At 40.5% G+C, this 12,523-nt stretch carries 13 protein-coding genes and 1 pseudogene; 5 read left to right on the plus strand and 9 right to left on the minus strand.

Annotated features, from left to right (window positions below):
• Positions 1–117: 117 nt before the first annotated feature.
• The 5 genes and pseudogenes from HF322_RS07615 to HF322_RS07635 all read right to left on the minus strand — a co-directional run.
• Positions 118–429, minus strand: a pseudogene (locus tag HF322_RS07615) (GNAT family N-acetyltransferase); the annotation flags it as partial.
• Positions 430–506: 77 nt separating this feature from the next.
• Positions 507–1,154, minus strand: coding sequence for an aminodeoxychorismate/anthranilate synthase component II (locus tag HF322_RS07620; protein WP_169392826.1), 648 nt, complete (start codon positions 1,152–1,154; stop codon positions 507–509).
• Positions 1,151–2,596 (minus strand): anthranilate synthase component I family protein, encoded by a 1,446-nt coding sequence (locus HF322_RS07625; RefSeq protein ID WP_169392827.1) that lies wholly within the window; start codon positions 2,594–2,596, stop codon positions 1,151–1,153. The genes HF322_RS07620 and HF322_RS07625 overlap by 4 nt, the downstream gene beginning before the upstream one ends.
• Positions 2,597–2,619: 23 nt before the next feature.
• Positions 2,620–2,907 carry a Trp family transcriptional regulator gene (locus tag HF322_RS07630; RefSeq protein ID WP_169392828.1) on the minus strand — a complete coding sequence of 96 codons (288 nt, stop codon included), beginning with the start codon at positions 2,905–2,907 and terminating at the stop codon, positions 2,620–2,622.
• 76 nt (positions 2,908–2,983) lie between these two features.
• Positions 2,984–3,940 (minus strand): EamA family transporter, encoded by a 957-nt coding sequence (locus tag HF322_RS07635; RefSeq protein ID WP_169392829.1) that lies wholly within the window; start codon positions 3,938–3,940, stop codon positions 2,984–2,986.
• Between the two features lie 296 nt (positions 3,941–4,236).
• On the opposite strand from HF322_RS07635, the gene HF322_RS07640 reads away from it, so the two are divergent.
• Entirely contained in the window at positions 4,237–5,514 is a 1,278-nt protein-coding gene (locus HF322_RS07640) for a PLP-dependent aminotransferase family protein (RefSeq protein WP_223193232.1), read from the plus strand.
• Positions 5,515–6,347: 833 nt separating this feature from the next.
• Positions 6,348–7,499: an ABC transporter ATP-binding protein gene (locus tag HF322_RS07645; protein WP_169392830.1), complete on the plus strand. Its 1,152-nt coding sequence runs from the start codon at positions 6,348–6,350 to the stop codon at positions 7,497–7,499.
• A gap of 9 nt (positions 7,500–7,508) precedes the next feature.
• Here the strand turns inward: HF322_RS07645 and HF322_RS07650 are convergent, their stop codons facing one another.
• Positions 7,509–7,943, minus strand: coding sequence for a glutathione S-transferase family protein (locus tag HF322_RS07650; RefSeq protein ID WP_169392831.1), 435 nt, complete (start codon positions 7,941–7,943; stop codon positions 7,509–7,511).
• Positions 7,910–8,128, minus strand: a complete 219-nt coding sequence (locus HF322_RS11790; protein ID WP_169392832.1) for a glutathione S-transferase N-terminal domain-containing protein — start codon at positions 8,126–8,128, stop codon at positions 7,910–7,912. Before HF322_RS11790 ends, HF322_RS07650 begins: the two co-directional genes overlap by 34 nt.
• A gap of 85 nt (positions 8,129–8,213) precedes the next feature.
• Here HF322_RS11790 and HF322_RS07660 point away from each other — a divergent pair, with 85 nt between their 5' ends.
• Both HF322_RS07660 and HF322_RS07665 read left to right on the plus strand, forming a co-directional pair.
• Entirely contained in the window at positions 8,214–8,621 is a 408-nt protein-coding gene (locus HF322_RS07660) for an ACT domain-containing protein (RefSeq protein ID WP_169392833.1), read from the plus strand.
• A gap of 20 nt (positions 8,622–8,641) precedes the next feature.
• On the plus strand, positions 8,642–9,064 hold the full coding sequence (locus HF322_RS07665) for a hypothetical protein (protein WP_169392834.1): 423 nt from the start codon (positions 8,642–8,644) through the stop codon (positions 9,062–9,064).
• 33 nt (positions 9,065–9,097) lie between these two features.
• On the opposite strand, the gene HF322_RS07670 is transcribed toward HF322_RS07665, so the two are convergent.
• Together HF322_RS07670 and HF322_RS07675 are read right to left on the minus strand one after the other, a co-directional pair.
• Entirely contained in the window at positions 9,098–9,643 is a 546-nt protein-coding gene (locus tag HF322_RS07670; protein ID WP_188211240.1) for a DinB family protein, read from the minus strand.
• A 74-nt stretch (positions 9,644–9,717) separates the two neighbouring features.
• The gene (locus HF322_RS07675; protein WP_169392835.1) at positions 9,718–11,109 is read right to left on the minus strand and encodes a PLP-dependent aminotransferase family protein; all 1,392 of its coding nucleotides are present in this window, start codon (positions 11,107–11,109) and stop codon (positions 9,718–9,720) included.
• Positions 11,110–11,329: 220 nt separating this feature from the next.
• Between HF322_RS07675 and HF322_RS07680 the strand changes: the two genes are divergently transcribed.
• Positions 11,330–12,496, plus strand: coding sequence for an MFS transporter (locus HF322_RS07680; RefSeq protein WP_169392836.1), 1,167 nt, complete (start codon positions 11,330–11,332; stop codon positions 12,494–12,496).
• The last annotated feature ends 27 nt before the right edge of the window (positions 12,497–12,523 follow it).

The following is a 12,523-nucleotide window of genomic DNA, read 5'->3' on the forward strand; positions in this document are numbered from 1 at the left end:
TACTATCAAATCGTGAGACCGCACAGTTTTAATGATTATTTAACACCGCTAGAAAAAGAGAAACGCTACTTTAACCGAAACCTCTTATCAGGTGTCCTAAATTAGTTGACCACTACAAAGTAAGCGGCTTGCTACGCCTTTTTGTTGAAATTCAGGTTCAATAAAGACACTTGATAAAGTCGCTTTATGAGAAAACTTTGTTCCTGTTTCTTGGGTTAAGGTTGCTAAACCTATAATTTGATTATGATGATAAGCGCCAAATACCGTTGAGCTTGATAAGCAATTTTCGAAAAATACTAATGGTCTATCCACTTCTGCTTCATAGGTAGAGCCAAGCATTTCAGGCGACTTTTTTAAGGCTGAAAGTCTAATCGCTTTGAAATCTCTAGCTTCATCCACGGTTAGAATTTTAATCTTAACGTTTAACATATGATGACCTTTATTTTTATTTAAAAACTCTTATTATCTAACAGCTATTAAGCCAATTTAAAACGGGTAAAAGAAAATCAGACTCCCATCAAAAAATTAGTCAGTAGATTTTTTGCGCCTTCAGTGGCAAATGACTCGGGATGAAACTGAACCCCTTGAACGGGATAGTTTTTATGACAAATTCCCATGATTTCATCGCCTGCAAGTGCACATTGAGCCAAGCTTAATGACGCATGACCCTCATTTTGAATCACTGAGGTCACATCAAAACAATCCGGCAGCGTTTTACCTTCTACCATAAGCGAGTGATAGCGCATGATTTCAATACCTTGCGGCAAACCTTGATAAACCCCCATGCCATCATGGCGGATTGCAAATACTTTGCCATGCATCGGAACAGTAGCGCGAACTACCTTTCCGCCAAACACATGAGCTATGCCTTGCATCCCTAAGCAAACTCCCAAAATAGGAGTCGTTTTACCAAGAACATCAATGACCTTTGAGCAAATACCAAAATAAGCAGGGTCATCAGGAGCGCCAGGACCGGGTGAAATAATAATGCGGTCAACATTCATCGCCTGAATTTCCGCTAAGCTTATTTCATCATTACGTTTCACCACTACCTTATTTGTGCTGCCATGCTCTAAATATTGTAAAATCTCGCCCACATACTGATAAAGATTAAAAGTGAACGAGTCATAATTGTCGATGATTAAAACATTCATAGCAAAGCACTCTGTAAGGGCGTATTAAAGCTATCTAAAACGGTTTTCATGGCGGATAATTTACGTTGAATTTCTAAATACTCATCATCAGGATTGGAATCAAAAACATTGCCGCCACAAGTTTGTATATAAGCGGAAGAGCCATTAATAAATAAGCTGCGAATTGGAATAGCAAAAATGCAATCGCCGTTAAAATTAAATGAGCCGATGGCGCCGCCATAAGCCCCTCTGCCGTCAGTTTCTAGCTCATTAATGACTTTGATGGCTTCAATCTTTGGCGCTCCCGACAGCGTTCCTGCGGGAAAGTTGCTGGCAAGGGCGCTAAACATGTCCTCATCAGGGTGCAAGATACCAACGATTTCTGATGAAATGTGCTGAACATGAGAAAAGCGTTTGATGTCCATAAGACTACGCACTTTTACCGTACCAAATTGTGCCACACGGCCAATGTCGTTTCGGTGTAAATCAACCAGCATATTATGTTCAGCAATTTCTTTGGCATCGTTTAAAAGCGCTCTTGCCAGCTTGCGGTCTTCAGCACTATTAGCTCCGCGTTTGGTCGTTCCTGCTAAGGGGTACGTTTCCATCTCACCTTGGCGCAAGCGGAACAGAAGCTCAGGGGACGCGCCAATGATACATTGCTCAGTAAATTTCATAAAATACATATGCGGCGAGGGATTCACTAAGCGCAGCTTTTCATAAATGGGCATCTTATTGCCGCTGATATGGTATTTGGATTTAAAGCCGACTTCACATTGAAAAATGCGCCCTGACTTAATGGCTTCTTTAACTTTCATGACAGCATTGGCATGCTCCTCACGGCTCATACTGTCGCCTAAAAACTCAATGGCAGGCGGCTTGTGGTTTGGCGCGCACGCCGTTAGCAGCGCTTTGACTTGGTTAATTCTGTTGTCCTGCTCATCGGTTGGATAGTAAAAATAAAAGATTTCGCCCGTCATCTTATCAAGGGTTAATCCATCCAAATACAAACCGAACTTAAAAGGCTCAAAATCTGAATGAGCCTTTGCCGTTAAGCTGGGTTCAAAAAAATTAACACTGTCGTAGCCCAAATAGCCGACCAAGCCGCCGCTTTGCTCGCGGGAAATATCGTGCTGAGGGGTAATTTTGCGCAGTAATTGATAAGGATTTTCTGATTGATACTCCAAAAATTCATTCGTTCGATGATTGGTTATCGTCAGTGTTTCGCGATCAATAGCGCTAATTGTCAATACTGGATCAAAGCCAATGGCATGATGCCTTGACATGTGGCTGTCTTCCCCTAAAGACTCAAGCAAATAGCAAGTATCAAAATTGGCTTCAATGCGTTTAAATAACTCAAAAAAGTCAATATCTTGAGTCAGCTTAATGCGTATTGGCTTACTGGGAATCTTAATTGGGCTTGGCTCAATCGCTAAGAGGTTCTTATTTTGGTCTAAAATCATAAAATTTCCTAAAATTCATGCGGTTAAGCATCCCCGTTCGCGCCATTTCGATGGGTAGCTAATAAAGCGCTAACATCATTGTGCTGGATTGCCTTAGCGCCGCGCGATACCGTTGCAATACCGACACCGAGCTGCTCTGATATGTCACGTTGAGACATACCGCGATCTAATAACTCAAATATAAGGATTCGGTTAGTGATTTCGCGTTGCTCTTTTTCCGTTAAAAGTGCAGTTAATATTGATTTAATTTCGTCTTTGTCATTACATTTAGCTAAATGTACCAGTAGGCTATCGTAAGGATTATTGATCATGGCATGAGCTCGTAAGAGTCAGTATTAATTTAGATTGCTTATTCTACTGTACTAGTACGTAAATGCAAAGCGCTATTTACTCGTAAATCATCTTTTTAGAGCGTCTGATTTTCACGTTTGCAAATACTAAGCCTGATAAAATGAACACCATCGCAAGCATCTTCCACCACGTTACGCTCTCCCCAAGTAACATCACCGAGGTGATCATTCCAAATATCGGTACAAGTAAAGCAAATGGCACAACCTTGGACGCCGTATTTTGAGCCAATAAATGCGCCCAAAGTCCAAATCCTATCAAGGTTGAGATATAAACAATAAAGCCAAGCGACAACCAAGACTTAAGCGAAGCTTGCGTAAACGTTGCTAACTGCCAAGCCTCAGTTTCAAAGATAAAAGAAGATAGCGTTAAAATTACGCAGGCAATCAGTCCGCCCCAAACCACCAGTGATAGAGCAGATAATGCCGATGCTTTAGTTTTATTATCAGTAGTTGAAACCGTCGATACCTTAGGATTTTGCAGCGATGCTTGTTTGGTAGGTTGCTTTGATATCTGCTTTGAAGCAATGTTGCCAAAGCTCCAACCAATCGCCGCAATCAAAATACAAATAAAGCCCGTCAGCGGCATATCGCCACCAAGATTAAGCGCAATGGTCGTCAATCCTAAAACGCCAAACACCATTCCGACAATCTGCAAACGACTTACGGTCTCGCCCAACATGAAATAGGCCAGAAGTACGGTAATAAAAATCTGAATCTGCAATAGCAGTGCGGTAAGCCCAGCCGACGCGCCTAAATGCATCGCTGTGAAAACAAAAGCATACTGTATGACAAACGTGCCAATAGCATAGATGAATAGCGTCCGATTAAACTTAGGCGGCTTGAGGAAAAAAACCAATGGCACAGCCGTAAAGAAAAAACGCATTGCTGTCAGCATCAGTGGCGGAAAGCTTTCAAGTCCCCAAGCGATAAACGTAAAATTTACGCCCCAAATAAAGGCGACTAAGATAGCTAATGCCGTTTGTAAAGGAGTCATATAGTTATCCTAATTTCTTATGATTGCTGAACGCGTTAAGCGTGTTGTTTTTATCTCACCTGAACGCTTTAGCATTAAAATTGGCATGGTAGGTAGAATTAGTGCTGACGGTGTATTGCTTTTAAACCCCATTATTTTTTCACCTCGATCATTTTGACGGTTATAAACAATTCAAACTATAATTTAATTGACCATGACAGTACCTATACAGTTTTGCTTTTAGCAAACAATCTGTACCGTTGCTTTTACCATGACAGTTCAATCGATTATTAATTTTAATAAAAAACAGGTTTTTTATGGACAGCAGCTATCGCTTGAATCCTAATCTAACGAAAACCGCCGCCGTCGCTGAGTGGCTTCAGCAGCGTATCGATTGGCAAATTTATTTGCCCAATCAGCGCGTGCCATCGGTCAGAAAATTGGCAAAATTATTAAATATTTCAAGCTTTACAGTCGCTCAGGCCTATGAGCAATTGGTCGCAACCAATGTCTTGATTGCCAAACCCAGCTCAGGCTACTATGTCAACGCGACTTTAAGATTGAGCCACCAACACGCTAAAAATGAGCGCATAAATAAGTATCCAGTCATAGATACACGTTGGCTCTTACAAGTTCTTAACAACACTCCGCATCACCTCTCACCAGGATCAGGAACGCTACCAAACGATTGGGTGCGCAATGACAAAATGGAATGGGCAATCCGGCAGGTTACCCAGCAAGCTGACGATTTTATTTATAACTATGGCAATATCCAAGGTTATTTGCCGCTGCGTCAGCAGTTTGCACGGCACTTAAATACGCTAGGGCTGAAAGTTCGTGCTGACTACATCGTGACCACCGCTGGCGTCTCGCAATCGGTAACGATGGTCGGTCAGCTGCTTACCCAAGCTGGTGACACAGTATTGGTAGACAGCCCAGGTTGGTATTGGTTATCCAGCTGCCTGCAGCAGCAAGGTTTAAATGTCATCGCCGTTGATCGCGATCATCAAGGCCCCAGTATTGAGCAGTTGCAAAAGTTGTTTGCAGCGTATAGACCAAAATTATATTTAACCAATAGTGTCTTTCATAACCCAACGTCTTATCATTTGCATCCTGCCCGAGCCCATCAAGTGCTTAATTTGATTCATAAATATGACGCTTACATTTTTGAAGATGACTTATATGCCTCGCTGGTGCCAAACGGTCAGGCGCTACGATATGCCAGTCTTGATCAATTTGAGCGGGTGTTTTATGCCACAGGATTTTCAAAATTGATGGCATCAGGCTGGCGTGTAGGAATGCTCGTTTGCCCTGACAAATTTATTGATGACGTCATACGCATTAAAATATTAAGTAATTCTAATACGCCAGAATTTGGTGAGCGGGTCGTCCATCGTCTATGGACTCATGGCGAGTATCGTCGGCAAATTAAAAAGGTTCAGCAAAACTTATATTTAGCGCATCAAAGACTACGTGAAGCATTACCTAAAATTGGTCTTGAATATCCGGAGCATACGCAGGCAGGGATATTTATTTGGGTGGACACCAAGCAGGATACGGGACAATTGGCATTAGACGCTTATAATGAGGGTTAGCTTGTCGCTCCAGGGCATTTATTTAACCCCGAGGCAAAACCTTCCACTTATCTGCGATTAAATGTATCGACGACGAGTGATGAGTTTTTGGTCTGGCTGGGAGATTATTTAAAGAGTAAGGCGTAAGCTGGGCTGTGTTGTAAATAAAGGATTGGCAATAGTAAACGAACTACTTATTCCATATAGCTCAGTTATTTTGCAAAATGACATTAACTTTTCTTAAAAATATATGACAAATGAATAAAAAAATACGGCTGTTTTTTAGATCAGTTAAAGAAGTTTTTTCTGCCTGCCCTAACTACAATATCGCCATGGCGCTATGCTTATTTGTGGTTGGAATCATGCCAGCGTTAAATGTTTTTGCGACTGGTCAGCTGGTTTCAATTTTTGAAAATACCAGTTCAACAAACTCTATTGTTTTTATCATTACAATTTGGGGCATAAGTCTGTTGTTGCCTACGCTGCTTAATCCTTTTATCAGCTATCTACAATCGCATATCAATCAGCTTGTTACCAATAAAATAATCACGCAATTGATGAAAAAAAACGCCTCTTTTCATGGCTTGCAAGCTTATGAGGATGTAGACATTCAAGATGCGGTCGCCGTTTTAAAAAACCAATCTAAATTTAGACCTACCAATTTTTCAGTCAATTTAGTCACTATCGCCAGAGAGCTGATCACGGTGACCGCGTTATCCTTCATGCTGTTTGCGATTAAATGGTGGATTCCTTTCGCTATTTTGCTTGCGGCAATACCATTGTCTTATATCAATTTTAAAGTGGCATCCTTTAGCTGGCAAGCATTGATGACAACCGGAAAGCAAAGCCGATTGATGGACTATTTTTCTTCGATCACTTTTTTAAAAGAGGCTCAAAAAGACATTCATCTGTTTAGAGCATATCCACTCATCATAGACAAATATAGTGAGGCATTTCAAAGCGTTTATAGTGAGCTTAAAAAAGCGCAATTTAATATCTTTATCAAGCCAATACCGTTTCAGCTGATTTCTATTTTTGTGATCGGTTTGGTGTTGTTTTCACTTTATGAGCAAAACAAAGCAGCAACCATTACCGCATCATCAATCGTTGTGCTGTTACAGTCCATAGTAATCTTAAATAATCGATTGGATGGCTTGATACAGCACAGCGCTTTGCTTTATGAAATACTAGACTATTTTAAAAAGTACTTTTCATTTTTAGATTATTCAGACGATATTAGAAATGGTGAATTGGCAATTGATAAAATACAAACTATTGAGTTTGTGAATGTAAGTTTTAAATACCCAAAATCTGAAAACTATATTCTTTATAATCTTAATTTTTCGGCTAATCTTGGCGAGTCTATTGCCATTGTTGGTCATAATGGCGCGGGAAAATCAACGCTGGTATATCTGATTTGCAGGTTTTGGGACGTATCAAAAGGTCAAATCTTAATTAACGGTCAGGACATACGCTCATATGATGTTTTAAAGCTGCGAAAGTGCATTGGCGCAGTGTTTCAAGATTTTTTTAGATTTAAGTTAACGATTAATGAAAATATTAGCTTTAATAAAACTGCCGCGTTTAATGATCATAAAATCCAAGCTGAGCTTGGACTACGTGCTGATGTTTCATTAGATACTTTGGTTGGCAAATCATTTGGCGGTATTGAATTTTCAGGCGGTCAGTGGCAAAGATTAGCCATCTTACGCGGATTGAATGCTAAGACCTCTATGATCCTTTTAGATGAACCAACCTCAGCCATCGATCCAAAGTCTGAAGCTAAGCTTTATGAGGATTTTAAATTGCTGTCAAAAGGAAAGCTGAGCTTTATGATTACCCACCGATTAGGATCTATCAATGGCGTAGATCGGGTCCTAGTGATTGATAAGGGCGTTTTGGTTCAAGATGGAACTCCTGAAGAGTTAAAACGCGTTGATGGTGTTTTTAAAGAATTGTGGGGGTTGCAATCGAGCTTGTATACCACTGACAAGGCTATTTTCTAATAGTTTTTATCATAGTCTAATAAAATTAGGTAAAGACTCAATCCGCTCAAACCAAGTACATAGGTTTTTATAAGATGATAGATCTAATCCACCTTCTTCCGCATTATGCGTGTAAGCATACAGGCTAATATCTGCCAGGCTGACGCTATCTCCTAATATGTAAGCGTTACCTTGAAGCTGACTGTCTAAATAACTAAGAATACCTTTTGATTTGATAAATTTTTGTTGGTATTCTTCTAGCCGACTAGGTATCATATTTTGAAATTTTTTGATAAATCTTACGGAGGCTAAGTTAGGTCTAACTTCACCTTGCTCATACAGTAACCATTGCCACATTTTTGCATATTCTATAGCAGAGTTCGGAATGAGTGCTGAACCCTCAGCCAAATATCTAATAATAGCGTTAGATTCTAATAATAAAGCAGGTTCGCTATTAGCTGGCAAGTTACAGGTTCAATTTGTAGAACAGGTACTTGACCTAGGGAATTAATCCGTAAAAATTCAGGCTGTCTATTTTCTTGCGTTAATATATTGATTTCAACCCATTGGTATTTAATGTTTAATAGCTCGCAAGTTAGTCTCACTTTATAGCTATTTCCAGAAAATTTATTACCGTATAAGGTGTTCACGGTTTATCCTTATTATGAAAAATAAACTTTAATCTATCTATTTTTCACAATAAACGCTAGAGTTATTTCAAATTAAGGAAATAAAATGTCAGGAATTAAAGAGTTAACTCAATTACTTACTGCAATACAGCCAAAACTATTAGACCATGAGTTCGTATTTTGCACTGTAACAGGACAGTTAAATCAATATTTAGCATTAGAACCAATCGCAACATTTATGGAAGCTGAAGGCTTGACGTTAGTTTTAGCTAAAGATAAAGCTGTTAAAGCCGGTTTGCATTACGAAGGTATTTTCCGGCAAATTACACTAACCGTTCATTCAAGCTTGCAAGCTGTAGGTTTGACAGCAGCCGTGTCGAGTAAACTTGCTTCAAAAGGCATCAGTGCTAATATTCTTGCTGCTTATTATCATGACCATATCTTTGTTTCTAATAACAAGGCAGAAGCAGCTTTGATTGCTTTAAAAGAACTAAGTAATGAATCAAAAATTTAAAAAATGGGTGGGAAATAATAATGATTAAACCAGTCATTCAAGAAGAATCAACCGGTTGCGGCATCGCGTCAGTTGCCAATATCGCCGGTAAAAGCTATTCGGAAATGAAAGCGATTGCTAATGATTTGGGAATTTACGCTTCTGATAAATCGCTTTGGTCAGACACGCAGTATGTCCGCAAGCTGTTAGCTCATTTAGGGTTTCAAACTTCCCATAGCGAGATGGCATTTAAGTCTTGGGAAGCGCTACCAGATTTAGCATTATTAGCGATCAAGCATCACGTAGATGATGGCGTCAGCTTTTGGCATTGGGTCGTTTTTAAACGTTTAGAGGGTCAGCCTTTGGTTTTAGATTCTGCCAGTTATTTACCCTCGAATGTCCGGCAAGATTTTGCAGCGATGCAGCCGAAATGGTATATCGAAGTAAGAGTTTTTAATTTATAACTATAATTAAAAACTAAGTATTAAAATGTCCTTTCAACTATTTACGCTTGGAATCAATACCAATAAATCCGTTTCTCCGATATCAATACCTATTTGGCTAAGCAAAGTCGTCACTTGTCCACGATGATGAGTTTGGTGATTAAAAAGGTGTTGAAGTAGCATAAAAAAGGGCTTGTTAAAAACCTCACCTTTAGTACTTTGATAGCTCAAAATACTTAAGCAATCATCTTCATTCAATTCATTAATAAATTTAATAATTACTTGATCTAAAGCTTGTCTAGCAGTGATAAAGCTTTGCTTATCTTCAAATAAAATTTGCGTAAGACTGCTTGGTAAAGGAAACTCTTGTAATGACTCTAAGGCTTTAACGCCTGTCGGATAGTTGGGATGTTTATTAAACCGATTAAGCCAAATTAGATCGCCTACCATTAAATGATTTAATGTTCCTAATATTGAGCTAAAAAATGCTTTTTGATCCTGCCATAACGATTCATTAGGTATGGTTAAGATGCTAGCACAAATCTTTTGGTTCATCAGGGCATTGTACTCTGCCATAACTTTAAAGTTAGCTATCACCATAGATTATATTGCCCTTGTAAACCGGTCATTATCATAAAATCTAGTTGATTTTTAAGTATTTATCAACACTATTTTTAGCGCATGGATTGCCCCAATACCTCAAAAACTTTTGGATGATTTATTTGTGCCACATTAAATCGCATAAAGCTATCTGCATTTTTAGATAAGCTAAACGCATTTCCGGGCGCTAAGACCACACCTTGCGACAAACATTGGTTTGCCAATTGAGTGGCGCTATGATTATCTGGCAGTCGGCACCAAAGAAACATGCCAGCTTTTGGTATCAACCATGGCACGATTCCCAAGTTTTTTAACCGTGGTAAGACTTGATTTCGCGCATTTGCAAGGCGGTTATGAATCGTCGTCATATGCTTGCGATAACTGCCGTCCGTTAAGGCTGACAGCACGACTACTGCTGCCAGCTGACCACCACCGAATCCTGTTGCTATTTTTAAGTCCAGTAAATCCTCGACCCATTCGCTAGGAGCTGCAATATAACCGCAGCGCAAAGACGCCGATAAGGTCTTAGAGAAACTACCAATATAAAACACGCGTGATAAGCCATCTAAAGCGGCAAGGCGTGGCGCCGAGCTTATTTCAAAATCTGCAAAAATATCATCTTCAACAATATAAAGCCCTGCAGCTTGGGCTAACTGCAATACTCGAAATGCCGCCGCGGCTGATAAAGTGGCTCCTGTAGGATTGTGAATGGCAGCGTTAGTGATATAAAGGCGTGGTTTATGCTCTTGTAATATCTTTGCAAAAATATTGATATCAGGACCCTCTGCCGTATAGGGTACGCTAATTACTTTGACCCTATGGGCACGCAATAACGCTCGAAAATTAAAATAGCATGGATCATCAACCACTACCGTATCGCCCGGCGTCAACAAAAAACGAAAAATCAAATCTATCGCCTGAGTGCCAGATTCGGTCAATATCACTTGTGACGGCTTTGCCTTGATTCCAAGTTTTGTCATTCGCCGAGTTAATAGTTGTCTTAGCTCAAGCAGTCCAAGTGGCGTTGCGTATTCACTGATCACGGCCGCATCACCTCGTGCTACATGCCTTAGACCTCGGCGCATGCCTTCTTCAAATAGCCAGTCTGGTGGCAGCCAACCGCAGCCAGGTTTTAATACATCTTTTATCGAATCACTAGAGGGCTCAAGCGACTGCCGCGATATCCATAACGGGTCAACCGCGCGATCAAGATTATGCCCAGTTTCTTTTAATAATAATGGGGCTGTGGTCTCTGCGACATAAAATCCAGCACCAGGACGCGAGTAAATGGCGCCTTCCGTTTGCAGCCGCTCATAAGCCTCAACCACCGTTGAGGGCGAAAATCCATAAGCTTTTGCAGCAGCTCGTATGGACGGCAGCCTTGTTCCTGGAAGATAAGTGACCGATGCTATTTTTTCTTTGACATCTGCCATAACCATTTCAATTCGGGTTACTTGAGTTTTCATTTTTTTATCAGTGAGCCTATGATTGAGTCATTTTGACAATTTCACTGTATGGTATCTATACGCCAAACAGTTCTAATGAATTGTACTGGATTGTATGTGGTGATCCTAGCTTGCTTTTGATTTAATCATTGAACTTCAAACGAGGTAATATTGGCTTTAAAGCGACTTTTGCTCAAAGCCAATGTTGCAACTTCAACGAATCTTTTCAAAAGTAGCTTTTATGATGATAAAGAACAGCAATAAATATTTGGCATTTGCATTATGCGTGATAACGACGAGTGTTAATGTCCAAGGTCCGTTGTATGCGCTCTATGCACAAAATGACGGTTATGGGGTTTTGGCAACAACGATAGCGTTTTCTTTTTATGTCTTAGGCGTGATCCCAGTTTTATTAGCCTTTGGCGGTCTGTCTGATAGGATTGGGAGACGCAAGACGATTTTGATTGCTTTAGGGTTATCAATAGCAGCTACAGCTTTGATGATGTTTTATCCCTATACGCGGGCGCTTGCGGCAGCGCGATTTATGCTTGGGGTAGGAACTGCGTTAATGGCAGCAACGGCAACGGCCTATATGATTGAGCTGATTGGCGCGTCTAATACGGCTCGCGCCACCACTTGGGTTACAGCTAGCACGACGGTAGGGTTTGGTTTAGGTCCTGTACTTACTACCGTGTCTTTGCTAGTCCATGAGTCGCCGCAACCTGCCAGCTTTTATTTTTTATTGGTCAGCGCGTCCTTATCGATATTTTTAGTTTGGCAATTGCCTGAAACTGCACCAAAACGAGATACTTTCGGCACCATGCTTAAGCTACCTTATTTTAATCGTGACGTGTTGTGGTTCGGCGGCGCTATTTTAATTTGCTGGGCGACCACAGGACTTGTGCTGTCGGTGATTCCATCCGTATTAGCAGCATATGGTCTGGGCAAATATGCAGGGATCTCTTCTATGCTTGCCATTAGCTGCGGATTGTTATTTCAGCCAATCGCTCGAAAGCTTGATCCTAAAGTATCTACCAAGATTGCTATTTTAATTTTACTTCCCAGCTATGCTTTGCTGACGTGGGGCGCGCTGAATGCTAATTTGCCTGCGATTTTGTTGGCAGCATTTTTAGCAAGCAGCAGCTGCTATGGTTTTGTTTATCTAGGCGGGCTATCGGGCGTTGCACGCTCTGCTGGAAATGAGCAAGCGCGCGCTAGTGCGGGCTACTTTTTAATGGCATATTTGGGGTTTAGCGTTCCGGTCATTATTACCGGATTGATTGTTGATCGCTATGGTACGGCTTTGGCATTTTATGCGTTTGGATTATTTTTATTATTAGGGGCGCTCATTTTGTTTGGCAGTCAATTTAATTTAGCAATGAATCGAAATAGCCATTTTGATGTCTAATAAATCAACAATACTGATCTGTAAATT

Origin of the sequence: Psychrobacter sp. MF31 (assembly GCF_012847335.1) — a bacterium.
In the GTDB taxonomy this organism is placed as follows: Bacteria; Pseudomonadota; Gammaproteobacteria; order Pseudomonadales; family Moraxellaceae; genus Psychrobacter.